This is a genomic window from Phnomibacter ginsenosidimutans (assembly GCF_009740285.1).
Classification (GTDB): Bacteria; Bacteroidota; Bacteroidia; order Chitinophagales; family Chitinophagaceae; genus Phnomibacter; species Phnomibacter ginsenosidimutans.
This window is the reverse complement of record NZ_CP046566.1, coordinates 2,431,433-2,456,314: the sequence shown is the minus strand read 5'-3', so window position 1 is coordinate 2,456,314 and position 24,882 is coordinate 2,431,433. Positions and strand designations below refer to the sequence as shown.

The following is a 24,882-nucleotide window of genomic DNA, read 5'->3' as shown; positions in this document are numbered from 1 at the left end:
TTTGCCGGAGTCGGCCTTTGCATCTTGCAGTTGGTTGATGTGTATTAAAACACTTTTTTCATGCAGGCATGCATGGCCTGCTATCCCTTTTACCAAAACCAAAAAAACACTGCATATGACCAACTCCCGCAAACTCATGACGCTTGATGAATACACCATTCAGGAACTGCGCAATTTTCCGCAGGCCACGGGTGAATTGAGCGGTTTGTTGCGGAGCATTGGCTTAGCGTGTAAGCGCATCAATGCCGAAGTGAACCGTGCAGGATTGGCCGACATTCTCGGTGCCGTAGGCATAGAAAATGTGCAGGGCGAAGAAGTACAAAAGCTGGATGATTTTGCCAACAATGCCCTGATTGATATGCTCAACCATAGCATTTTTTGTGCGGGTGTGGGCAGCGAAGAAAATGATGATATTGTGGTGTTCAACGATGCCATCAGCAACAATAGCAAATACGTGCTGCTGATGGACCCGCTGGATGGCAGTGGCAATATTGATGTGAACGTGAACATTGGTACCATCTTTTCCATTTTCAAACGGGTGTCGCCACTGGGACAGCCGGTTACGCTGGAAGATTTTTTGCAGCCCGGCAATAAAATGGTGGCCGCCGGCTACGTTATTTATGGCAGCAGCACCATGCTGGTGTATGCCACCCGCCGCGGTGTCAACGGATTTACCCTCGACCCCCGCATTGGTGAGTTTTGCCTCAGCCATCCCAACATGCAGTGCCCGCCACAAGGCGTGTTTTACAGTGCCAACTATGGCAACTACGGCAAGTTTAGCTCCGGTGTGCAGGAATACCTCAAACGCTGCGAAAGCAAAACCAAAGAAGAGGGCGGCCCTTATACTGAACGTTATATTGGTTGCATGGTGGCCGACATTCACCGCAATCTCATCAAAGGCGGCATCTTTATGTATCCCGGCACCAGCAATAAGCCACAGGGCAAACTGCGGTTGTTGTACGAATGCAATCCGCTGGCCTTTATTGTACACCTCGCCGGCGGTATGGCCAGCAATGGCGTACAGCCCATCCTCGATATCAAACCCTCCTCCTTGCACCAGCGCATGCCCCTTTTCATTGGCAGCAAACTCATGATGGAAGAACTGCTGCAGTGCCTGCAGGAAAAGGGTTGATGGTTGATAGAGAGTGGTTGGTAGTTGGTGGTTGATGGGAAGACGGGAGAGATGCTGGATGACAGATGTTAGATGTTAGGATGCATCCGTGCAAATCCTAACTCATCCGTGCAAACCCGCGTCCCAACGTATTAGATGTTGGATGACAGATGTTATATGATAGAAAAAAACAGCCGTGCAAATCCTTACTCATCTGTCGCAGGCCTCCCGGCATGTGACGGGATGTTACTCGGCAAAGAATAGAATCCACATCGAATGATTACCGCCCTTTCAAGGCTTTGCAATAGTCTTCAAAATAATCTGTGCATCTGTGGCCAAATTATTTTGTTGCTGTCCCATCCTGTCGCAGGCCTCCCGGCCTGTGACGGCTCATTACTCTGTTGAGAATATAAACCACATCGAATGATTACACTCACTTCAGGGCTTTGCAATAGCCTTCACAATAATCTGTGCATCTGTGGCCAAATTATTTTGTTGCTGTCTTAGTAACACATCAGTCACAGGCCGGGATGCCTGCGACAGTTATACTATCAGCGAAAATCCATACCCATCCGTACAAATCCGCGTCCCATCTTCGCGTCCCAACAAATCCGCGTCCCAACAAACCCGCATGCCGCTTTTTCCCTATTTTGCAGCGGTCACTTGGCGCAGTAGTTCAGTGCCGGTAGCGAACCACTTGTTCCCATTTATGCGTACCATCATTTCCGTTGCCAACCTCACCAAATCCTACGGCAGTTTTGAAGCCGTCAAAGGCATTTCATTCGACGTGCAGGAAGGCGAAATATTTGGCTTGCTCGGGCCCAATGGCGCCGGCAAAAGCACCACCCTCGAAATCATGGAAACCCTCCGCTCCAAAACCAAGCGGCAAGGTGATGATTGACGGGTTCGACCTTGATGCACAGCCCAACGAAATCAAAAAAATCATTGGCGTACAGCTGCAAACAAGCGGCTTTTATCCCGGCCTCAACCTTACCGAGTTGGTAGAAATGTTTGCCGGTCTCTACAACCAAAAAGTAGACCCCATTACCTTGCTCACCGAGGTAAACCTGCAAGACAAAGCCAAGGCCAAATACAAGGAGCTGAGTGGCGGTCAAAAGCAACGCTTTTCCATTGCCACCACTCTCATCAACAAGCCCCGCATTATCTTTTTGGATGAGCCCACCACCGGCCTCGATCCGCAGGCCCGCCGCAACCTGTGGGATTTGGTGAAGCGCATCCGCAGCGAAGGCACCACGGTCATCATCACCACGCATTACATGGACGAAGCCGAAGTGCTTTGCGACCGTGTGGCCATTATGGATGCGGGTACCATCATCGCCATCGATTCGCCCGATGCCATGATTGATAAACTGGTAGACTCTGGTTTTGAACGCATCCGCGAAGTGAAAAAAGCCAATCTCGAAGATGTGTTCATTCAACTCACAGGCCATGCCTTGCGGGAAGACTGACACAACACATATACACAACCGATAATTTTAAATACCACAATGAAAAAACTGTTCCTTTCTGCCGCCGCCACGCTTGTACTGGCCGGCGCCATGGCGCAAACCAAGCCTGCGCCCAAAACTCCCGCCAAGCCAGCTGCCAAACCAGCGGCTAAAACCACGCCCGCCAAACCCGCTGCTGCCAAGCCGGCACTGGTGCTCAAAAACGGCCTCGACAGCCTGAGCTACGCATTGGGTGTGCTCGATGGTGGTTTCTTCAAACAGCAGGGCATTGATAAGCTCAACTACACCGCACTGCTCGAAGCATTCAAAGCAGTGATTGAGAATAAAGAACCTTTAATGACTCCACAAATGGCAGATCAAACATTGCGTCAGAAGTTGCAGGAAGCTGCACAAAAGAAAATTCAGCCCACCATTGATGAGGGCCTGAAGTTTTTGGCTGAAAACAAGAAGCGCCCCGAGGTAAAAGAAACCCCCAGTGGCTTGCAGTACGAAGTGGTAAAAGCCGGCACCGGCCCCATGCCCAAGGATACCAATGTGGTGAAAGTGCACTACACCGGCACCCTGCTCAACGGTACCAAGTTCGACAGCAGCCGCGACCGTGGTGAGCCGGCGCAGTTTCCGCTCAACGGCGTTATTCCTGGCTGGACCGAAGGCGTACAGCTGATGCCTGTTGGCTCTATCTACAAGTTTTACATTCCGTATCAGCTGGCCTACGGTGCCCAGGGCATGCCGCCCACCATTCCCGGTGGTTCCATGCTCATCTTCGAAGTAGAACTGCTCGATATCATTTCCGGCGGCGGCCAGTAAGGCACTACCATACATTTATGCAAACAGCAGGCGCCATGGTGCCTGCTGTTTTAGTTGGTAGTTGGTAGTTGGTGGTTGGTAGTTGGTAGGTTGGAAAGTTGCTGCCCTGATCCCGATGGCTATCGGGATGTCGAAGGGCAAGAAACAAGTATCGTAGTCAGTCGTCCCAATTCATCATTCCTAATTCATCATTCCCCATTCCCCGCAAACTCCACCATCCACTCAATCCCAAACTGATCCCGGAACATGCCAAAATAAGCACCCCAGGGGCTTTGGTCGAGGGGCATTTCGATGCTGCCACCGGCCGATAAGCCATGGAACAACCACTCGGCTTCTTCCTTACTAGTGGCGCTGATGACAATTTTACTGCGGTGCTCCCTTTCATTTACCGTGCCCAGCATTTCGGGCACATCGTTGCCCATCAGCAGGTGCTGTGGACCAATGGGCAAGGCAATGTGCATGATTTTATTGGCCTCATGGTCGGCCACGGGAAAACCGGCACCGGCCATGTCTTTAAAACGGACCAGGCTGCTAAAGCTGCCGCCAAATACCGATTGGTAAAAAGTAAAAGCCGCTTCGGCATTGCCATTGAAATTGATGTGCGGATGTATGGCCGGCATATCGTGGTTGTTTTGGTGATGGCTAAAACTAAGCCTTGCTTGCCGGAAAGGAAAAGGGGAAATGATGAAAGGTGAGGGGATGACTGTCTTTGGATGAATCGCTGTTCGGGATTTGTAATCCCGAACATATTGTCGTTTGGATTTGCGGATTACAAATCCGCCGATACGGCTTCGGGATTGCAAATCCCGAAGAGCTGGGAGGGGATGACTGTCTTTGGATGAATCGCTGTTCGGGATTTGTAATCCCGAACATATTGCTGTTTGCATTTGCGGATTTCAAATCCGCCGGTACGGCTTCGGGATTAAAAATCCCGAAGAGCTGAATTTGAAAGCCTAAACATCTGGTTATTATTTATTTTTTAATCGACGAGTGATATAAAACAATCTTTCAGCCAAGAAAGAATACAAAACAATATTTAAGAAAATACCAATTGCATACAAATCAGAATCCTGAAAAGTATCCCAGAAAAGTGTGTGTGTTGGAAATCTGATAATTGAGAATAAAGCATAACAAATATTGGCACTAATAGAGGATTCTTCTTTGGCTGACATTAGTCCCACAAATGACACAAATCCAAGTATTGATAAGATTAGTCCTGTTAAAAGAAATATTTTGAAATGAATTCGAGTCTTCACTTTTAGTTGCATTTGTATACAGGATTACAATATGGGCGATGCAGGAACTTGCTGTGTGCTGTTTGCCTAGTGTTGCAGCTGGTTAAAGATACGAATACACATTTCTTGCTTTGCTGTTCGGTCTTTGCCATCCCGAACATATTGCTGCTTGCATTTGCGGATATCAAATTCTGAAACGTCAGTGTTATTCAATTTTTGTCATAGCTACAAATTGGTTCGTTGGACTATTACATGTAACTGGCCTCACCAATGCTCTTTTCGTTCCTTTCAACCACATATACTGATAAGATTTACAGTTGCCGCTAAATCGTTGTGTGGAGTCATTAAAAGTAAAAGCAAGAGTCGTTTTGTAAATCTTCCATGTTCCGTCTACATTTGGTTTTTTCGTGTCATTGCCATTCGATGGAGTAAGATCGGCAGTTGCGTCAATTAAAATAAAGCTGTTGTCAGCATGTATATAAAGTGTATCTGTTTTTGATACTTGCCATTTGCCAATCACATCTGACCTTGAAAGTCTGCAACTTGTGGTTACGAGAACAACCAACAGTATTTTTAAAACCAGATTACCGGGGCCTGCCTTTGAATTAGAAAAAGTCATAAAATAAATAGAAGTGAAAAGAGTGATTGTAAAACTCGAACTAAGAACTGTAGTTACCAAGCTTGTGCGATGTACAATCACTGATTGATTGTCTGTTAAAAATCCAACTCCAAAGTATTTACCGTCTTCGGGCTGCCAATAAAAGTAACGAACGATAGGTTGTTGAACTGTTTTTTGGGCAATGCTGTCGAATTGACTTTTAAACCATTCGTTCTTTTGATTGTGAGTGATCGTTTGTTGCAGATGATCTTCTAACTTGCTGTAAAAGGAGAGTGAAACATGAACAACTGCTGTTGAAGCATAATCACCAAACTGGTCTGGGAAACTGGCTGTTTTGTAAAGTATCTTGCCGTTATGAGGAAATTCAAGTCCTGTAATTTCTTTGAAATCTTCTTTATAAAAATCCTCGCCAGGGTATACTGCTGTGTACAAGATATAAACTAATGCAGCCGATGGTAAAAGCGAAATCATTCGCAGCCATTTGTTTTCAGTTCGTAGAGCTATTTGCTGGTATAAAAATTTGCTGACTAGCCATACCGCCACTAAGAGTATTATCAGTACGATTATGATTAGATACATGTTTGAAATTGTGTGATACTAGTCGCTGTTCGGGATTTGCCATCCCGAACATAATTCGGATGGCAACTATCGACGATACACTGAGAAAGGTTAGGATGTTGTTTAAGTCTTTTTTACAACGGTTAGTATTACAGGTGTTTCTTCCATGAGAAACAAGTAACCTCCATTTGCTTCTTTCACAATGATTCCCATCAATAGTCCTGGAGTGCCTTTAGATTTTCGCTCCATTACCTTTATGGTTTGCTTCTTTATATCGAATTGTCATACTGCATCTTTTATGGATAGGTCTTCATCGGGACTATCGAAAGAAAATGAGTTATTGGGTTTAAAATGAAATGTAGACTTCAGAAATATGGCATTCAGCTTTGAAAAAAATTGTTTCGCCTCTTGCTCAGCATTTGGCGAAAGCTCAACCTTAATTATTTTCCAATCACCAATAAAGTCTTCCGCTTTTTGTGCGTACATCAAATTGGAGAATAATAAACTAACGGCTAAAAAAAAATGCACTACGGATTCTTAGATAACTATTCATCTTGATACAAGTATTTAGGGCCTTCACTGTTCGACATTTGCATCCCGAACATATTGCTGTTTGCATTTGCGGATTTCAAATCCGCCGATACGGCTTCGGGATTGCAAATCCCGAAGAGCTGGAGAATAGTATTCCGTCTGCCGACAACCGCTACTGATTAAAAATATTTTGATGAATTTATGTACAAAAGTTGATTGTTGTTCGTCTGCTTGAAAGGAAGTTTGGATCGCTATTAGCTGATGTTACAATGTCTTGCCCAACTTGCATAAAACCCAATGTTACATGCCGTTCTCGGTATGCATATACTCGCAGCAAAAGTAATGAGCTAGCCAGAAGTTTGTCAGGCTACTTGTCAGCTAGTCAATGCTCTAAGCATAAAAGTCAGTGTCCCACATGCTCTTTCGATGTCTTTTAATTTGTTTTGTAAGGTCGTAAGTTTTAAATAAGTATTTGTCCAGGAGAAGAGTCCAAGCGGCAATAATATAAAAAGTAAATAAGCAGGAACTCCCCATGTGTAATACTTAAAGTCGGCCTTCGAAATATCGGGAATATCATACAATTTCTCCTTTATCACTTTTGTATCGCTATTAAAAGGCAGCTCCGAAGAATAGTCTTTTATCGATTTAAGCAGATTACAATAATTGTCATAGTCTATGTCAGCAGAAATTATACTGGGATAAAAAATCAAGTCTGTGAATCGTGACTCAATGAATTTAGATATACGAGTCGTGTCGTTTGAGAAATTAGACAAACTTATGTTTAGCTTTTCTAGTTGTGTCATTAGGGTTAAGTTGTCTGTCGTTAGGATGGCATGTATCACATAAACATATGATACTGTTTTCAAAAAAGGCCTAACGAAACATTATTGATTATCAACACTATTCTATTTGGCCTTTTGTATTGTTTATTAGTACAATCCACCCGGATATACAAAATGTATTGTCACTCATTTTTCCCAACCCTTCCCTTACATTTACTACATGGACCCACGTTATCCCATTGGCCAGTATGCGCCACAGGCTTTTTCGGAGGCACAGCTTCGTGAATGGCTCATTGATATTGCCCAGCTGCCCCAACTGTTGGAGGCAGCCATCGAAAACCTCGATGCAGCGCAGTTGCATACCCCTTACCGCAGTGGCGGCTGGACGCTGCATCAGGTGGTGCACCATGTATGCGATAGCCACATCAATGCGCTGTGCCGCATGAAGCTCACCCTCAGCGAAAACAACCCCACCGTAAAAGCCTACGAAGAAAACGACTGGGTACAGATGGCGGATGCACAACTGCCCGTCAACAATGCATTAACGTTACTGCATGCCCTGCACCAACGCATGTACGTGCTGCTGCAATCGGTTACACCCGGGCAGTGGCAAAGAACCTATGTTCATTCGGCCACGCAGCAGCAACATACGCTCTGGCATTTGCTGGGCATGTATGCCTGGCATGGCCGCCATCATGTGGCACACATTACCACGTTGCGGGAGCAGCGTGGCTGGTAAGGGTTGGGGCAGTGCGGCCAATCCTCGATATTTGCGGCATGAGCAATTTGAAACCCTGGCAACACATCAGCAGCCGCTACCTCCACGAAGAAAAATGGTTTAAGTTTCGTGCCGACCAAGTGCGGAAGGGGAATGGCGAAACCATGGAGCCTTACTATGTGCTGGAGTACAGCAACTGGGTAAATGTGCTGCCCGTTACCACCGACGGCAAAGTGATTTTGGTGAGGCAATACCGCTATGCACTCGGCACTTTCAGCCTCGAACTACCGGGCGGCATTATGGATGCCCACGAAACCAATCCGCTGGAAGCGGCCCGCCGCGAATTGCTGGAAGAAACTGGCTACAGCTGTACCGAAATTATTCAAACGGGTATTGTGGCTACCAATCCGGCTACACAAAACAACCGCCTGTTTTGCTACCTCGCCACGGGTTGTACGCCCACCCACAACATCTCCCTCGACGAAAACGAAGAACTGGAAGTACTACTGGTAACGGTAGACGAATTGCTGCAGCTGCTGCGCAACAACGAGATCATCCAATCCCTGCATGTGAGCAGCATTTTTTACGGGCTGCAAGCCTTGGGGAAGATTTAGTTGGTGGTTGATGGTTGATGGTTGGTGGGAAGAATTAGGAATTAGGGATTGGGAATTAGGAATGAGGAATGAGGAAGCTGATGAACTACAAACCAAAAACAACAAACTCCAAACAACCTCATTCAAACATTGGAACATTCGAACTTTGGAACTCGTTAACCCGTTAACTCGTCAACTAAAAACTACAGCATTTCCCAACGATTTCTGTCTACCTCGCCGACAACAAATACACTACCACAAACCAGTACCAAATCTTGCGGTTGGGCGGCTTGCAGGGCGGCGGCAATCGCGTCGTTTACTTGCGTAAATGCAGGTCCGTGCAATTGATGCTGCGCTGCCTGCTGTTGCATATCGGGGGCGGGCAGGGCCCGGGGCAGCTGGGCTTGTGTAAAGTAGTAGTGGTATTCCTTGGGTAGTAATGTAAGTACGTGGTCAATGTCTTTATCCCGCACCATACCCATCACAATGTGTACCTGCATGCCGCTGTATTGTTGCTGCCAGTATTGCACCTGTTGGAGCACTTGCTGCATGCCGTTTACATTGTGGGCTACATCCAGCACCAGCAGGGGCGATGTACGCAATACTTCCCAACGGCCATGCAAACCGGTGCGTTGTTTTACGGCTTGTAAGGCTTCTTGAATGAGCGGTAATTGCAGCGGCCAACCAGCTTGCTGCAGGGCGAGGCAACTACTGTATACCGTCCGCAGGTTGTACTGCTGATACAAACCGCCGAGGTCGGTGGTCAGTGAGATGGTTTCATCTGTTGCGTTGTTGTGCAGCGATACCGAAAGTGCCTGCGGTGTTGATGCTACCTTTGCAATACTGAAAGCATCGGCTGCAAAAACCAGTGAGCTATTGCAGTTGCTGGCTTGCTGCACAAATACGGTTTTCGTTTCGGGCAGGTATTCGCCCACTACAGCGGGTATGCCGGGTTTGATGATGCCTGCTTTTTCTGCCGCTATCTCGGGCAGGGTATTGCCCAGCAGGTTCATGTGGTCCCAACCAATATTGGTAATGATGCTGAGTTCGGGGGTAATGATGTTGGTGCTGTCGAGGCGACCGCCGAGGCCTGTTTCAATCACGGCAATGTCTACCTTCTGCTGAGCAAACCATGCAAAAGCCAGTGCTACGGTTACTTCAAAAAAGCTGGGCTCAATGGCTTCGATAACGGGTTTGATTTGCTCGGTAAAGTCAATAATGAAGTTGGCATCAATCCATTCACCGTTAATCTTTATGCGTTCCCGAAAATCAACTAAGTGAGGTGAGGTGTAAAGGCCGGTTTTGTAGCCATGCGTTTGCATAATGGCGGCCAGCATATGGCTGGTGCTGCCCTTGCCGTTGGTGCCGGCGATATGAATGCTCTTGAATTGCTGCTGCGGATTGCCAATGGCATTGAGCAGGGCAATGGTATTGTGTAAATCCTTTTTGTAAGCGGCGGCGCCAATGCGGGTAAACATGGGCAACCGGGCGTACAGATAGTCGATGGTTTCCTGGTAAGTCATGAAGATGAATGCGGCTGCAAAGAAAACGAAATGCACCGACCTGTGCGGCACAGTTGAGCCATGCACATGAGCTGAGAGGCTGCGGCGGGTGTAGGCCACGCTTCAGGCGTGGGTGCGGAGTGCAACGCAGCACCGAAGCCGGAACACGCCGGACTACAGCTGCTGTATGCACAGTGGCTGAGAGCCCGAAATGCATTAATTCTTCAATCGGAAATTGAAAATGAGGGTACCGAGGCTTTCGCCATCGCCGGCGCTGAACTTGATTTGGTTGGCTTTGCGGATGGCAATGGCCTTGAGGGTAGGGCTACTGCTGGTGCTGCCGCGGCTTTGGTAAACGGCGCTGATGACTTTGCCGGTTTCGTCTACCCGTACATCGATGGCGATTTTGGCGTTTTCGTTGAAGTCGTCTTCGAAACTGGGCGTACGCATGATGCTGCGGCCGGTAAGGCCTCGGCTGATCGAAACACCGCTTTTGCCCGTGCCGCCGTTGCCGGTATAGTTATCGCTGTTGATATTGCCGTTGGGCTTGCCCTGATCGCCGGTGCCGCCGGCGATGCCCTGGTTGCGGACGTTGTTAAATGCATCCTGACCATTGCCACCGGTGCCGGTGCCGCCTTTGTAAGCACCCATCTGGGCCTTGGGCTTGGGTTGTGGCGGGGCTGGTGGCGTATTGTTCACGGGCTTGTTGGCCACGGTTTGGTTGGTCACGGGTTTGGGCTTGGGACTGGTAACGGTGGCTTTTTTGGGCACCACTACTTCGTCGTTGGCATCGGCTTCTTCTTCGGAAGTTACCGGCTCGGGTGCGGGTGGTGTAGAGGGCGGTACGCTGGCTACCTGCTCGGCCGCTTCGGGGGCGGGGTCGCCGGGCATCATGGGCGGCACGTCGCCGAGGCCGGTTTCGCTGTTGCCGAGGTTTACTTCCACACCTTCATCGAGCAAGGGTGGCGGCGGATAGGGAATGGACCAGTTGATAATAAAGAGCAAAGCAATAAGTCCAGCCGTGGTAACGAGGGTTACGCCCGCTGCTTTCAGGTTCTTTTCTTTTTCAAACTGAATGTGTTGTGCCAATGCCATCATGGTAAAAATAGCCGTGTTTTCAATTGCTGTAACGACTGAGATGCGCAATAATTACTCATTCCATGTGCATAAGGGGAGGTTTAACAGAATATGCCAATTTGAAAATGTGCTAATGGTTTTCGCACAAAGGACACAGAGAGCACGGAGTTTATATGGGGAGAATCCGTAAAAATCCGTTTTCATCCTGCCCATCCGCGTCCTATTGATTAAAACAGCTGCCCTTGTTGAATGTCGATGGGCAGGTTTTCGAAATGGAGGGCGGTGAGGATTTGCCAGTTGGTTTCGCCGGGGCGTTTGCGCAGCAAGCAGCATGTTGTCGGCAATGAAATCTACCTGAAAGCGTTTGGATTTGAAGGCATGCCAGGCGTTTTCAAAATCGACGGCAGTGAGTTTGTACGCCACATTGATTTTAGCCATGCTGGCGATGCGGGGCTCTTGATTGAACACGGTCAGTGCTGCTTTTTCGGCATGTAGCAACCGGAGCAGTTGGTTGAAGCCGGCATTTTCGGCAATGCGGAAAAAGATGGTGTGGTGCAATATGGCACCAAAATGTTGTACCTGCAGCCGGAAGGGCGGCAGGCTCTTGGCCAGCGTTTCGAGGCGGCTGGTGAGGCGGCTTTCCAGCGAGGCCAGCTGCGAAAAACTGGCTACGGGAATGTGGTTTTTGCCGGGGTGCCAGTTGCCAAAAGGCAGCATTTGCTCCCGGGCTTTGCTACGGGCAGCATCGAGGCGGCGCCGCACTTTTTCGTTGGGGCGAATGATGAGCTGGTAATCGTACACCAGAGCGGTAATGGGCTGCAAAGGAGCGGTTGACAAATGCATGGTCATGGCGGCAACAAACTAATTGGGATGAACAAATGCGGTGGGTGAAAACCAATGTTGGAGACCCGGAACGGCGCTGCTGCATTGCAGCAATGCAAAGCGCTGCACCAACTGCCAGCTGCCATCGGGCAGGCGCTTCATGAGTTGCAAATGCTGCACAGTAGTTTGTGCAGCCAGTTCGGTAGTCGAAAATTCCTGCATGGCTTTGTGAAACAACATGCCCGGCAGTTCGGATACGAGTGGCAGCAAGCTGATTTGCTGATGACTGATACCGGCTGACGTAAAACCTGCCAGCTGCTGCAACAAGGCTTTGAGTTTTTTTACAAACTGTGCATGGGCGCCGGTGCTCTGTACCCGGGCATACACCAGGTGGGGCGGCTTGCCCGACACATTGTTGATGACCACAGGAAATGCGGTTTCGTTTTTGCACAATTGCTGCAGCCACTGGCAGAGCAGTGGCTCGGCCGATTCGGGTAGCCGCTGCTCGAAAAAAGAGATTTCGGGATCGGGGTAAACAGCCTCATTGGGGTAGGCGGCTCTAAAAGATTGGCGGCTTTGTTCCAAGGCCTGCAGTGCATCGGCATCGGGCTGTGCTACCAGCTTGTAGCGCATCCAATTGTCCCAAGGGGTAAGTGTCTGTTTTTCCATCGTTGCTCAGTTGTAGGCTTTCAGAATTGTTATCCACAATATTTAGCACTAAAATACTAAAAGATTTAGCTTTGAGCAAAATAATTTTATGGTGCAAGAAAAAATACAGGCCAGAAACTTGATTGGTGAAATGAGGCAGAAAGATGAACTGTTTGACAATCATCATTTTATGGTGCATAGTAGCCGCCTTGCTGCAGCAGGATTTTTGCCCGGCGATGAACTACTTATTGACCGGAAAGCATTGCCAGTACCCGGTGCTATTTTGTTGTTGGAGCTGGATGGGAAGTTATTGCTAAGAAGATTGGGACAACAGCAACATGCCTGGCAATTGCTGCCATTGCATAGTGGATTGGCCTCTTTTGAATGGCCGTTTTACCAGCCCCTGCCGTTGGTTGGGGTGGTTAAAAAAATACTGCGGACAGTGGCGGCTTGATGCCATTGCCCGCATTTGCTTATCCTTCCATTGCAGGAAGAATTTCCTGCACATCGGCATCAGGTTTGGCATAGCGAAAGCGGGCCAGCTGATGGATACTAAAATAGGTATCGAGCCCGGCACTGGCTACCAGCGAGAGCTCTTCCAAATCGATTGAGCCATCTTTTTGCAATTGCATTTTGGGTAGTACCACATGCTCTACCGAACCAATGATGAGGAATGTACCGTTGTGTTTGATCGGAACGATCTCTACCAACTGTAAAGCCAGCCGGAGTTTACTTTCTGCCACAAACGGTGCAGGGCAAAAGGTTTCGTACAAGGGCATCAGGCCCACGGCATCAAACTCACTTACGGCGGCGTCATATTTAGCACTGGTTTGATGGGCTTTATCAGTAAAACTACTGTGCACACTATTGAGGGTAAACCAACCCGTGGCTTCAATATTGGCCAAGGTATGCGGGGTAGCCGCCACCGGACGGTTGATGAGTCCGATCAGGGCCGGATCGGCACCAAGATGTACAATGTTTTGAAACAACGCCAGATTGGCGACGCCATTGGTGCCTTTGGTTCCAACCAGCATGGCGGGCTTAATGCCACTCATACTACTCAGCAAATTGGCCCGGTAAAACCGTTCCATGTTTTGCAATTCTTCCTTATTCAAATGCAGCATGTACTTATAACTGCAACCATTTCAAATGGTTGAGTTTGATTACAGACTTTTCTGCATCAGGCTGTAGAGAATTTTTTCATCAGCAGGGCCAATGATATTCAGCGTGTCTTGTGGTACAAAATGAATTTTATACGATTGAATGGCTGCTGCGGGTTTGCTAATGTCGTAGCCTATGATTCGGAGAGCCGTCATCGCATCAAAGTTTGCCGGTACATTAATATTAGTGGTATCGTACCAAATGCCGTAGCCGGCATCGGCCAGTTGCTTCCACGGAAAATGACGGCTGGGGTCAACCTTGCGGCCCGGTGCAATATCGGCGTGGCCAATAAAGTGGCGGGCCGGAATGGCAAACGATTTTTTCAGTTTGCCTAATACTTCCAGTAAACTATTGATTTGTTCGGTGCTGAATGGCTCGCTGCCATTGTTGTCTATTTCTATACCAATACTACTGCTGTTGAGGTCGGTGGCGCCGCCCCAAAAACTTACACCGGCATGATGTGCCCGCAGGTAATCATTCAGCATATGAAAAACCGTTCCGGTACGGCACACCACATAATGTGAACTCACTGCGGTACGGGTAAGCGTAAAGGTTTTGAGGGTTTGCTCACAACTGTTTTGCGCCGTGTGATGAATGATAACATAATTGGGTTTGCGCATGCTGAAGTTGGTGGTGCCCACAAAATCGGGGGAAGTAGCAAAGCTGTCTTGCAGAGGATAGGTTTTGAGCAGCTTGGCGTATCGTTTGGCTTGCTGCTTATAAGTTTTGTTGGTGGCGGAGTAGGGGGCCTTAGTGCAGGCAAAAGCCAGCAAGCTCAGGAACAGGATGCAATATTTCATGGAGTAATGGCGGTTTCCGGATTTGCCCCGGAAGGTCGGTGGTTTGACGGCAAACCAAGGGTAAAACCCGCAGGTATAACGGGAATGAATAAAATGTATGTGGATAACTACAAGCCGACGGAAAAAAGTTGGCACGGGGCGTAGTCATTTTTGATGATAGTTGTAAATTCTTGATTTACAGCATGTCGTAGTCTGATTACGACATGGATGTAGCAACAATGACAGGCGTTGTAGTAGTAAAAAAACGGTATAGTCCTATGCTGGACTACAAGGGGTGTGGAAAATTGGCACTAATATTGTATCAACATTGAAGGTCACACTTTAATGGCTGAAGCGGCTCAAAAAACGGACATGGCTGACCCTTTTAAGAGCTGCGAAGTGAACCAAGAACACACCATGAGATTTTCCGGCTTTCAGCTTTGTCGCGAACTGACTGCCACCACGATTAACCATCGTCGCAACTTACCCAACCGACAAACGGATTGGGTGTAATAACCGCCCCCGACTTCTTAAACTGGTAGCAATCGCTATTGGACTCATCGAGTTCAGGCGCATTTACTCACCACTTAATTCAATTGTGATGTTAACGCTTATCCTCCGCCGGATAGGGGTTGTGGGATTTTTTGTCCTCATTGTAACCTCTTTATTTGCCCAAACAGACATTTTCTCTCTGATGGAGAGAAGAGATTTGAGCATTCAGCAAATACAGCAACTGGCCAAAAAGTACTTCGATAGTACTGGTACCGAACGTGGTACTGGCTATAAGCAATATCAGCGCTGGTTATACGAAGTGCAATTTCATACCGATGAAAAAGGCTTCCGTTTGGCGCCTGAGCATGATTGGATTGCTTACAAAAGCTTTCAAACAAAAGATACCCTGGTGGCTACCAATGCCAATCTCAATTTGCCTGTAGCTTCAGGTCCATGGGTAGAAAAAGGCCCCTTTAACTGGAATCGTACCGGTGGTTGGAACCCCGGCGTTGGCCGTATCACTGCATTGGCCGTTCATCCTACTGATACCAATATTATATATATCACTTCTCCCGGTGGTGGTGTTTGGAAAACTGTAACCGGTGGTAATAGCTGGGCGCCGCTCACCGACTTCAATGGTTTGTGGATGAATATGTACAGCGTAACCATTGATCCAAACAATCCTGAAACCGTTTACGCAGGCAGCAATGCAAACGTCGTTATTAAATCTTTGGATGGTGGAGCTACATGGGCACCCATCAATACTGGTATGACGGGTATCATTCGCAAAATTGTTGTTGACCCTGCTAACTCAAACAACGTGTTTGTGTGTGCAGCAAACGGTATCTGGCGCAGTACCAATGGCGGTGGTGCATGGACAAGAACGTACACTGGTACATTGGAAGATTTGGAATTCAAACCTGGTAACTCATCTATTATTTATGCAGCCGGCAGTACTGTGGTATTGCGTAGCAACGATGCCGGAATTACCTGGACAACACTTTCTACTGCACAAGGTATTACTGCCAGTGGCCGCAGCCTGATTGCTGTAAGCCCTGCCAGCCCCGACCGTGTGTACATCGCACAAGCAAATGGCAATGAATTTGGTAAACTTTATATCTCTCACGACGCCGGTTTAACCTTCACTACCGTTATCGAAGGCTCATCAACCGGTTGTACAAACTTTTTTGGTTATGAAACAACTGGTTGCGGCATTGGTGGACAAGCTGGCTATGATATGGCGTTGGTGGCCAATCCCTCAAATGCAAACGAAATTTATCTTGCAGGAATCATCGTCTTCAAATCGACCGATGCCGGCAAAACCTTTGCACCTGTAACTGCATGGTCTTACCCCAACAGTATTGGTTACAACCATGCTGATGTGCATGCCATGGAGTGGGCCAGAAGTACCGTATACTCTGGTTCAGATGGTGGTATTTTCAAATCTGTAGATGCTGGTGACAACTGGATTGATCCGAGTGCAGGCTTAGGCATTCGTCAGTTTTACCGCATAGCCAACAGCAAAACCGACGCTCAAATTTTCACCGGTGGTGCGCAAGACAATGGATCTAGTGTATTCAACAATGGTGTGTGGAGCGACTGGCTGGGTGCAGATGGTATGGACGGACTGATTCACCCCAGCAATGCCAACCTGATGTTGGGCACCAGCCAAAACGGTACCATATACCGCAGTAGCAATGGTGGCCTTAGCTACACTACACTCAACCGTCCATCTACCGGCGAATGGGTGACTCCATTGGATATGGATGAAGCAACAGGTACTATGTATGGTGGCTGGACGGGTATTTTCAAAAGCACCAACAATGGTGATACCTGGACTAAAATTTCTGGAAGCGCCATCAATACTTCGCTCACTGCTATGGCCATTGCACCAAGCAATCCTAACTACATGTATGCTTCTAAAGGCACTACGCTTTTCAGAACTACTGATGGCGGAACCACTTGGGCTACTACAACTGTAGCTGCTGCCATTAATGATATCGCAGTTAGTCCTGTAGATCCTGCAAAAGTGTATGTGGCTTGTAACAGTACATTCAGCCGGGTGCTGCTCTCTACCAATGCTGGCGCTTCTTTCACCAATGTGTCCGACAATTTACCCAGCGTAATAGCCCGTACCATTGTGATAGATGACAATGCCGACGAAACTGTATATGTAGGCATGAACATTGGTATTTTCTATCGCAGCAACACGTCTAACGGTTGGGTAGATGTTACCAACAACCTTCCTCTGGTAGCCATCAATGATATCAAAATTCAGAAGCAAGGTCAGCTGTTGCGCATTGCTTCTTACGGACGTGGTGTATGGGAACGTCAACTGATTGGTGCTACTACTCAATCTTGTGGTACACCAGCTAACCTTGCAGTTACTGCAGTTACAGCTACTTCTGCTACCGTGTCTTGGGATGCCGTAAGCGGTGCTTCTTCTTATACTGTAGAGTATCAGGTGGCTGGGGCTACCAGTTGGACTGTAATAGCCAGCAACCTTACTGCTACCTCTGTAAACATGACCAACCTGCAAGAAGCTACCAATTACAACTGGCGTGTAGCTGCCGTTTGTGCCGGTACTACAGGTGCTTATTCTACCAGTCAGTTTCAATCACTGGTTGGTTGCAATGCGCCCACCGGATTGAACAGCAGCAACATTACCACTGTAGCCGCCAGCATTAGCTGGAGTGCGGTTACCGGTGCACAGAGTTATGAAGTGTCTTTCAAAGAAACTGCAGCCAGCAGCTGGACAGTGTTGAATGCAGCCGCTACCACCACTACTGTTACTTTGTCTGGTGTAGCTCCTGCTACTGCTTACAGCTGGAGAGTAAAAACAAATTGCAATGCCGGTGCTGCCAGCATTTACAGCGAAGCTCAGTTTACTACTGCTACTCCTGTAGTGTGCAACGATATTTATGAACCCAACAACAGTTCTAAACAAGCAAAACTGATTACTCCAGGTACAGCCATCAACGCTGGCATCAGCATTAGCACCGATGAAGACTGGTTTAAGTTTACAGTGGGCAACAACAACCTGACCAACATCCGGGTGACATTGAGCCAGCTGCCTGCCGATTACGATGTGTATCTCTTTGACAGAAACTACCGCATGGTTGCCGCTTCTAACAATACTGGTACCGGCAATGATGTCATCATCTTTAATACCACAGCAAAACGTGCTACTTACTATGTACAGGTGATTGGTAAAAACGGAAGCTACAACGCTGCTAGTTGCTACAACCTGTTGGCAGAACTCAGCGAAAATGCCTGGGCTCCTCAACTGGGTGCTATGATGGCCAGCGATGAAACTGCTACCGGAACAACAGTGTATCCTAACCCTGCCAGCAAGCACATGAGTGTTCGTTTTGAAAGTACAATAGAAGAAAAAGCAACCTTGAAAATCACCAGCGCTACAGGTACTGTTATCAGCCTCAAGCCAGTGCAAATTTTCAAAGGACAAAATCAGCAAATGGTTGATGTAAGTAAACTCGCCGCTGGCGTATACTTCATCCAAATGCAAAGCAGCCACCTGCAAATCAATAAGCAGTTTGTGGTAGTTCATTAAGGCGACAATGGTGTATTTATAAATCCAAATCACAATTGAATGGCCGGGTGATTCTTCACCTGGCCCTTTTTTGCCCCTGCATTACAATAGCCTTTCGTTTCATAGCGTTTACCGCAAAACCCTTGGTATGAAACCTGTCTGGCTGTTGTTTTTGTTCATGATGTTTTCGTTGTTTTTTGCACCACTAAGTTTGCGGGCTGGCAATCCGCTGGCCTCCTTTTCTCCTGCATGGACCAATGCCATGTATGCCAAAGCAAATACTGGTGCCAATGCCCGGTATTTATCAGCGCAGGAAAAAGAAGTATTGGCCATTCTCAACATGGTTCGGATGAACCCGCCATTGTTTGCCAATACAGTACTGAAGAAATTTCCCAACCGATCTTTTGAAATGGACATTGCGCAAAGTGCCGAATACAATAGCCTGATGCAAGCCCTGCTCCGCATGAAGCCATTGCCATTGTTGCAACCCGACTCGCTGTGTTGGGTGAGTGCCCGGTGCCACGCACAAAGCACCGGCAAGGCTGGCTATGTGGGCCACGATAGAATTTCAGAAGCTTGTAATCAATTGATGCACTACAGTGGAGAAAGTTGTCATTACGGTTATACCGAACCTGTTGATATGATTACAAGTTTGCTGATTGATAAAGGGGTGCCTTCACTCGGTCACCGAAACATGCTGCTGGGTAGCTATAGCAAACTTGGCCCGGCTATTGCGCCACATGCTACGTACAATACCACGTTGGTGTTGAACTTTTATTAGCGTATTAAAAAAACCGAGCCTGCCAGCTACGTTGCCAAAAGCCACCCGGCGCAAGTGTTTCTATGCCTGGCTTTTCAGTAATGTGCTGCGAATGATTGACCGGATCTGCATGGCCACACCATGGTTCAATGCAAACAAACGGTGCATCTTTAGCACCCCAAATACCGAGGTGCGGAAACTCTTTGATGCGAAACTCAATACCATGTGATGCATCAGCATTTAAGAGGCTTACTGTTTCGCTTTGTAAGTGTTTCAATACGATGGCATCTTCATAAAATAGAGAAGGCTGCAAAGGCAATGTATTGTTCAACTGTCCGGCTACAGGTGCTGTGTCGTTGCGCAATAATCCATTGTCGAGTTTCCAACGCAGCAATGGCTCTGTTTCGCTAAATCTCAATTGGTAATCGCTGTACTGCTCTGTTGATTGCAAGGGTACTGCAAATGCCGGATGGCCACCAACAGAAAAATACATGTCACTGTCACCGATGTTTTCTATTTCATAACTACAGCAAATGCTGTCGTTGTGCAATTCGTATTGCAAATGCAACCGGAATGGAAAAGGGTACACTTGTAACGTATGTGCATTGCTGCGCAGGGTAAATTTTGCGACAGTTTCACTCAGTTGTGTAGGTGTAAATTCCATGTCACGGGCAAAGCCATGCCTTGGTAATGAATAGCTGTTTCCTTCGTAAGTATATGTGTTGTTGACAAGCGTACCAACAATGGGAAACAATACAGGAGAATGCTTCGGCCAAGCCTCTCCGGCCTGCCACATATATTCCAATTCATTGCTGTGCCGCACACTGCAGAGTTCTGCACCCTTGCTCTTGATGCGTACGGTTAAATAAGGATTGTGCAACGTAATGGAGGCAGACATATACCGGAGTTTAAATTGTAGAGTAGGGGTTCAAGGTAATGAAAGCCGCGGCATTGCCCAATTTACTTTTGGCCATGCAGCAAAACATTTTTGATGAAGAGAGGATTTCGTCGAAAGGCTTGCTATCCGTGACTTTAATCATGTTTATCCGGCAATACATGGCGTAACTTTTCTATGCGTTATTTACTTCGTTTCACCCTTAAAATTTGCTGCCATGAAAAAACTCATGTTTGTTTTGCTGTTGCCATTTTTCATGCCGGTTTTTGCACAAAAATGGGCTAAAGAATACGATTTCGTCAACGATTTATCCAATGGCGTAAGCCTTGTAAAAAAGAGTGGTAAATACGGGTTTGTAAATAAGGATGGCAAAGTGGTAGTGCCACTGGTGTATGATGAATCTTCTACCATGAGTGAGGGCTATGCTCCCGTGAGAAAAGGGGATGTGTGGGGCTATGTAGACAGTTTGGGCAATATAACCATCGAGCCAAAGTTTGAAGATGCATTGTGCTTTCACGATGGACTGGCTGCGGTAAAGCGCAACAATAAATGGGGCTTCATCAATTTTCAAGGAAAAGAAATTATTCCATTGACTTTCGACAATGCCCGTGGCTTTCATGAGCAATTAGCAGCAGTGGCCAATGCCAAAGGTTACTGGGGATTTATTGATACCAACGGCAAGCTCGTGATTCCATATATGTATCACCATGCCGAAAGTTTTATGGACGGAGTAGCCAAAGTAATGAAAGGCGAAAAGACAATCTATATCAACCGCTACAATGCGGTGGTGCAGCAATAGCTGTGGGCTGATGAGTGTGTGGACAAACAGCAAGGGAGCCATTTCGGCTCCCTTTGCTTTTATACTGTATCTCTTGTTTACATATTGCGTCGGTACTGTCCGCCCACTTCGTACAAGGCTTTGGTAATTTGCCCCAGCGAACAATATTTCACCGTTTCCATCAGCGCTTCAAACAGGTTACCATTGTTGATGGCTACTTGTTTCAGCTGTTGCAAAGCCGCTTTGCTCTTGCCTTCATTGCGCCGCCAAAATGCCTGCAGGTTCTTTATTTGCTGCTCCTTTTCTTCAGTGGTGCTGCGGATGACTTCACCAGGTATTTGCGTAGGGCTGCCTTGCTTGTTGAGGAAAGTATTTACACCAACAATGGGCAGTTCGCCGGTATGTTTCAGCATTTCATAATGGAGGCTTTCTTCCTGTATTTTATTGCGCTGATACATGCGTTCCATAGCACCCAAAACACCGCCACGTTCGGTAATGCGGTCAAACTCTTTCAACACGGCCGCTTCTACCAAATCAGTCAGCTCTTCAATAATGAAGGAGCCCTGCGTAAAGTTCTCCGTTTTGGCACTGCCGAGCTCACGGTTGATGATGAGCTGAATGGCCATGGCACGGCGTACACTTTCTTCCGTAGGTGTTGTTATCGCTTCATCATACGCATTGGTGTGCAGGCTGTTGCAGTTGTCGTAAATGGCATACAATGCTTGCAGTGTGGTGCGGATATCGTTGAAATCAATTTCCTGTGCATGCAGGCTGCGGCCACTGGTTTGAATGTGGTATTTCAACTTTTGACTGCGGTCGTTGCCTTTGTATTTATACTTCATGGCCTTGGCCCAAATGCGGCGGGCCACACGGCCAATCACACTGTACTCGGGGTCCATGCCATTGCTGAAAAAGAAGCTCAGGTTGGGGGCAAAATCATCGATGTGCATGCCACGGCTCAGATAGTATTCTACATAGGTAAAACCATTGGCCAGTGTAAATGCCAGCTGCGTGATGGGGTTGGCGCCGGCTTCCGCAATGTGGTAGCCGCTGATGCTTACGCTGTAGAAATTCCGCACCTTGTTTTCAATAAAATATTCCTGCACATCGCCCATCAGTTTCAGGGCAAACTCTGTGCTGAAAATACAGGTGTTTTGCGCCTGGTCTTCTTTCAGAATATCAGCCTGTACGGTACCACGTACTTGTTGCAAAGCGGTTTGTTTGCATTGCGCATACGCCTCTGCAGGTAGCACTTCATCGCCACTCAGGCCAAGCAGCTGCAATCCAAGTCCGTTATTGCCTTCGGGCAAATGACCAGTCACATTGGGATTTACATATTGTGGTCGCGGCACATGGCGGTATTTCTCCGCCGCATAGGCTTGCACTTTTTCCCATTGGTTGTTTTCTGTAATCCATTTTTCGCACTGCTGATCAATGGCGGCGTTCATGAAAAACGCCAGCAGCATGGGTGCAGGTCCGTTGATGGTCATGCTGACTGAAGTACGAGGGTCGCACAAATCGAAACCGCTGTACAATTTCTTTGCATCGTCCACAGTAGCAATGCTGACACCGCTGTTGCCTATTTTGCCATAGATGTCGGGGCGGGCATCGGGGTCTTCGCCGTAGAGTGTGACGCTGTCAAACGCAGTGCTCAAACGCTTGGCGGGTTGGTCGTGGCTTACATAGTGAAAGCGTTTGTTGGTGCGTTTGGGGCAGCCCTCGCCGGCAAACATGCGGGTAGGATCTTCGCCGGCACGTTTCAATTCAAACACACCAGCAGTGTACGGAAATTCGCCCGGTACGTTTTCTTGCAATTGCCATTGCAACACATCGCCCCAGTCTTTGTACTTGGGCAGCACTACTTTTTTAATAGATGTGCCACTCAACGAAGTTGTGGTCATGGCTTGTTTAATGACTTTGTCCCGAACCTGATATTCAAAATACTCGTTGCTGTATTTCTTTACCACATTGGGCCAATCGGTCAACAGCTTGTGGCATTCTTTGCTCAGCTTATCCTGATACTGCTGCTGCAGTTGTAGCAGTGCTGCATTATCAGGCGCATCTTGCAACACACCATTCAGTTGATACAATTTGGTGGCAATGTTGGCTTGCTCTTTGGCCCATGCATCGTACTGGCGGTTGTTGTCGGCTATTTCGCTGAGGTAACGTACTCTGGATGGGGGAATAACGGCTTGTGAAACCTTTGCGGTTTCGCCAAATTGTACATCACCAAAGCTTACGCCCAGTTTGGTTTGCAGGCTGTGCAGCAGTTTGTCGAAAAGGTGGTTCATCCCTTCATCATTGAACTTGCTGGCCATGGTGCCTACAATCGGCAGCTCATCGTCTTTGGCCGTCCACAAACCGTGGTTGCGTTTGTACTGCTTGCGTACATCGGCCAGTGCATCCAAAGCACCGGCTTTGTCAAACTTGTTGATGGCAATGATGTCGGCATAGTCGAGCATATTGATTTTTTCCAACTGCGATGCGGCTCCATATTCCGGCGTCATTACGTACAAACTCAGGTTGCAGTAATCCAGAATCGATGCATCGCTTTGACCGGTACCCGCACTTTCGAGAATGATGAAATCATACCCTGCATTTCTGCACACATCAATGGCATCCTGCACATGTTGGCTGAGGGCGGCATTGTCTTCGCGGGTGGCCAGGCTACGCATGTATGCCCGTGGGTGGGCAATGCTGTTCATGCGAATGCGGTCGCCCAACAAAGCGCCACCGGTTTTCTTTTTAGATGGGTCAACAGAAATCACCGCAATGGTTTGGCCACTGTTTTCGGTAAGGCTGAGATAGCGGCGGACAATTTCATCGGTTACCGAAGACTTGCCGGCACCGCCTACACCGGTAATGCCGAGGACGGGTGCAGCACTATTTGCTTTAGCAGTAGAGGCTACACCCATTTCAGCTTTTGTGATAGCTCTCGCCACTTTCCGGATGTCTTTGGCTTCACTCAAAGGAGTATGACCGTTCCAGTTTTTTTCTGCACTCCAAAAGTTCAGCGAATCATCTGCATCATTCAATTGTTTTGGGGCTTTTGACTTCTCCAGCAAATCTTCAATCATGCCTTCGAGGCCCATTTCGCGGCCGTCATCGGGGCTGTAAATACGGGTAATACCGTAGGCATGTAGCTCCGCAATTTCTTCTGGTAAAATGGTACCACCGCCACCGCCAAAAATGCGGATGTGGCCGCAGCCGTTTTGATCGAGCAGGTCTTTCATGTATTTGAAAAACTCCACATGACCGCCCTGATAGCTGGTGATGGCAATGCCGTGGGCATCTTCTTCAATAGCAGCTTCTACAATTTCGTGTACGCTCCGGTTGTGGCCGAGGTGAATGATTTCTGCGCCTTTCGATTGCAAAATGCGGCGCATAATATTGATGGCTGCATCGTGTCCGTCGAACAAACTGGCAGCAGTAACTATTCTGATCTTGGGTTGAATATCAGTCATGGCAGGCAGCAACAATTTTAGGGGGGCAAAAATAAAGCATCCAACCTGCCTTAGTTCACACATCGGGCGGGTTGGATGCCTTTAACAAATCAACTACGCAAAAAGTTATGCGGTTGCTATCATGCTAATCTCCACATTCACATTGCGGGGAAGTCCTTTTACCGCCACGGTTTCACGGGCAGGAAATGCGCTGCTGAAATATTGGCTGTATGCTTCATTCACTGTTGCAAACAACGACATGTCGCTCAAAAAAATCGTCGTCTTCACTACATTGTCAAAGGTCATGCCGGCTTCGGCCAGCACAGCTTTCAGGTTGGCCATCACCTGATGTGTTTCTTCCGTTACATCGGTATTTTTCAATTCACCTGTAGCAGGGTCAAAACAAACCTGACCACTCAAAAACAACAGGTTGCCCGCCATCACGGCTTGGCTGTACGGACCAATAGGAGCGGGAGCTGCACTGGTTTCTATTACTTTTTTATTCATACTACTTGTTCGGTTTGAAGAAAAACGAATGTAGCTCTTTGACTG

At 47.7% G+C, this 24,882-nt stretch carries 22 protein-coding genes; 10 read left to right on the top strand and 12 right to left on the bottom strand.

Annotated elements, in window-relative coordinates; genetic code table 11:
• Positions 1-115: 115 nt before the first annotated feature.
• The 4 genes from fbp (at position 116) to bamJ (ending at position 3,387) form a co-directional block, all read left to right on the top strand.
• Complete coding sequence (gene fbp / locus GLV81_RS10675; protein ID WP_157478858.1) at positions 116-1,132, top strand: class 1 fructose-bisphosphatase; 1,017 nt, start codon at positions 116-118, stop codon at positions 1,130-1,132.
• A gap of 610 nt (positions 1,133-1,742) precedes the next feature.
• Complete coding sequence (locus GLV81_RS20325; protein WP_246185927.1) at positions 1,743-2,012, top strand: ATP-binding cassette domain-containing protein; 270 nt, start codon at positions 1,743-1,745, stop codon at positions 2,010-2,012.
• Complete coding sequence (locus tag GLV81_RS10670; RefSeq protein WP_246186382.1) at positions 2,005-2,580, top strand: ABC transporter ATP-binding protein; 576 nt, start codon at positions 2,005-2,007, stop codon at positions 2,578-2,580. The genes GLV81_RS20325 and GLV81_RS10670 overlap by 8 nt, the downstream gene beginning before the upstream one ends.
• 39 nt (positions 2,581-2,619) lie before the next feature.
• Positions 2,620-3,387, top strand: a complete 768-nt coding sequence (bamJ, locus tag GLV81_RS10665; protein WP_197428224.1) for a BamJ family beta-barrel-assembly machinery protein — start codon at positions 2,620-2,622, stop codon at positions 3,385-3,387.
• A gap of 188 nt (positions 3,388-3,575) precedes the next feature.
• Here the strand turns inward: bamJ and GLV81_RS10660 are convergent, their stop codons facing one another.
• The 3 genes from GLV81_RS10660 to GLV81_RS10650 all read right to left on the bottom strand — a co-directional run bounded on the left by GLV81_RS10660 (position 3,576) and on the right by GLV81_RS10650 (position 6,285).
• Positions 3,576-4,007: a VOC family protein gene (locus GLV81_RS10660; RefSeq protein ID WP_157478857.1), complete on the bottom strand. Its 432-nt coding sequence runs from the start codon at positions 4,005-4,007 to the stop codon at positions 3,576-3,578.
• Positions 4,008-4,827: 820 nt separating this feature from the next.
• Positions 4,828-5,712, bottom strand: coding sequence for a hypothetical protein (locus GLV81_RS10655; RefSeq protein WP_157478856.1), 885 nt, complete (start codon positions 5,710-5,712; stop codon positions 4,828-4,830).
• A 369-nt stretch (positions 5,713-6,081) separates the two neighbouring features.
• The gene (locus GLV81_RS10650; RefSeq protein WP_157478855.1) at positions 6,082-6,285 is read right to left on the bottom strand and encodes a hypothetical protein; all 204 of its coding nucleotides are present in this window, start codon (positions 6,283-6,285) and stop codon (positions 6,082-6,084) included.
• Positions 6,286-7,332: 1,047 nt separating this feature from the next.
• On the opposite strand from GLV81_RS10650, the gene GLV81_RS10645 reads away from it, so the two are divergent.
• A complete protein-coding gene (locus GLV81_RS10645; protein ID WP_157478854.1) occupies positions 7,333-7,851 on the top strand; it encodes a YfiT family bacillithiol transferase in 519 nt (172 codons plus the stop codon).
• Positions 7,852-7,889: 38 nt separating this feature from the next.
• The gene (locus GLV81_RS10640; RefSeq protein ID WP_157478853.1) at positions 7,890-8,444 is read left to right on the top strand and encodes an NUDIX hydrolase; all 555 of its coding nucleotides are present in this window, start codon (positions 7,890-7,892) and stop codon (positions 8,442-8,444) included.
• Positions 8,445-8,626: 182 nt separating this feature from the next.
• Here the strand turns inward: GLV81_RS10640 and GLV81_RS10635 are convergent, their stop codons facing one another.
• The 4 genes from GLV81_RS10635 to GLV81_RS10620 form a co-directional block, all read right to left on the bottom strand.
• Positions 8,627-10,045, bottom strand: coding sequence for a bifunctional folylpolyglutamate synthase/dihydrofolate synthase (locus tag GLV81_RS10635; RefSeq protein WP_246185926.1), 1,419 nt, complete (start codon positions 10,043-10,045; stop codon positions 8,627-8,629).
• Between the two features lie 96 nt (positions 10,046-10,141).
• Positions 10,142-11,071: a hypothetical protein gene (locus GLV81_RS10630; RefSeq protein ID WP_157478851.1), complete on the bottom strand. Its 930-nt coding sequence runs from the start codon at positions 11,069-11,071 to the stop codon at positions 10,142-10,144.
• Between the two features lie 3 nt (positions 11,072-11,074).
• Positions 11,075-11,851 (bottom strand): 2'-5' RNA ligase family protein, encoded by a 777-nt coding sequence (locus tag GLV81_RS10625; protein ID WP_157478850.1) that lies wholly within the window; start codon positions 11,849-11,851, stop codon positions 11,075-11,077.
• A 12-nt stretch (positions 11,852-11,863) separates the two neighbouring features.
• Positions 11,864-12,493 carry a 2'-5' RNA ligase family protein gene (locus GLV81_RS10620; RefSeq protein ID WP_157478849.1) on the bottom strand — a complete coding sequence of 210 codons (630 nt, stop codon included), beginning with the start codon at positions 12,491-12,493 and terminating at the stop codon, positions 11,864-11,866.
• Positions 12,494-12,623: 130 nt separating this feature from the next.
• Here GLV81_RS10620 and GLV81_RS10615 point away from each other — a divergent pair, with 130 nt between their 5' ends.
• A complete protein-coding gene (locus tag GLV81_RS10615) occupies positions 12,624-12,926 on the top strand; it encodes a hypothetical protein (RefSeq protein WP_197428223.1) in 303 nt (100 codons plus the stop codon).
• Positions 12,927-12,945: 19 nt separating this feature from the next.
• Here the strand turns inward: GLV81_RS10615 and GLV81_RS10610 are convergent, their stop codons facing one another.
• Positions 12,946-13,596, bottom strand: a complete 651-nt coding sequence (locus GLV81_RS10610; RefSeq protein WP_157478847.1) for a flavin reductase family protein — start codon at positions 13,594-13,596, stop codon at positions 12,946-12,948.
• Positions 13,597-13,635: 39 nt separating this feature from the next.
• A complete protein-coding gene (locus GLV81_RS10605; RefSeq protein ID WP_157478846.1) occupies positions 13,636-14,433 on the bottom strand; it encodes an N-acetylmuramoyl-L-alanine amidase in 798 nt (265 codons plus the stop codon).
• A 673-nt stretch (positions 14,434-15,106) separates the two neighbouring features.
• On the opposite strand from GLV81_RS10605, the gene GLV81_RS10600 reads away from it, so the two are divergent.
• Together GLV81_RS10600 and GLV81_RS10595 are read left to right on the top strand one after the other, a co-directional pair.
• The gene (locus GLV81_RS10600) at positions 15,107-18,475 is read left to right on the top strand and encodes a VPS10 domain-containing protein (protein ID WP_197428222.1); all 3,369 of its coding nucleotides are present in this window, start codon (positions 15,107-15,109) and stop codon (positions 18,473-18,475) included.
• A 127-nt stretch (positions 18,476-18,602) separates the two neighbouring features.
• A complete protein-coding gene (locus GLV81_RS10595) occupies positions 18,603-19,235 on the top strand; it encodes a hypothetical protein (protein WP_157478844.1) in 633 nt (210 codons plus the stop codon).
• Between the two features lie 4 nt (positions 19,236-19,239).
• On the opposite strand, the gene GLV81_RS10590 is transcribed toward GLV81_RS10595, so the two are convergent.
• On the bottom strand, positions 19,240-20,112 hold the full coding sequence (locus GLV81_RS10590; RefSeq protein WP_157478843.1) for an aldose 1-epimerase family protein: 873 nt from the start codon (positions 20,110-20,112) through the stop codon (positions 19,240-19,242).
• 214 nt (positions 20,113-20,326) lie between these two features.
• Between GLV81_RS10590 and GLV81_RS10585 the strand changes: the two genes are divergently transcribed.
• Positions 20,327-20,908, top strand: a complete 582-nt coding sequence (locus GLV81_RS10585; RefSeq protein ID WP_157478842.1) for a WG repeat-containing protein — start codon at positions 20,327-20,329, stop codon at positions 20,906-20,908.
• A 77-nt stretch (positions 20,909-20,985) separates the two neighbouring features.
• On the opposite strand, the gene GLV81_RS10580 is transcribed toward GLV81_RS10585, so the two are convergent.
• Positions 20,986-24,351: a methylmalonyl-CoA mutase family protein gene (locus tag GLV81_RS10580; RefSeq protein WP_157478841.1), complete on the bottom strand. Its 3,366-nt coding sequence runs from the start codon at positions 24,349-24,351 to the stop codon at positions 20,986-20,988.
• A 105-nt stretch (positions 24,352-24,456) separates the two neighbouring features.
• Positions 24,457-24,837 carry a RidA family protein gene (locus GLV81_RS10575; RefSeq protein WP_157478840.1) on the bottom strand — a complete coding sequence of 127 codons (381 nt, stop codon included), beginning with the start codon at positions 24,835-24,837 and terminating at the stop codon, positions 24,457-24,459.
• Positions 24,838-24,882: the final 45 nt, after the last annotated feature.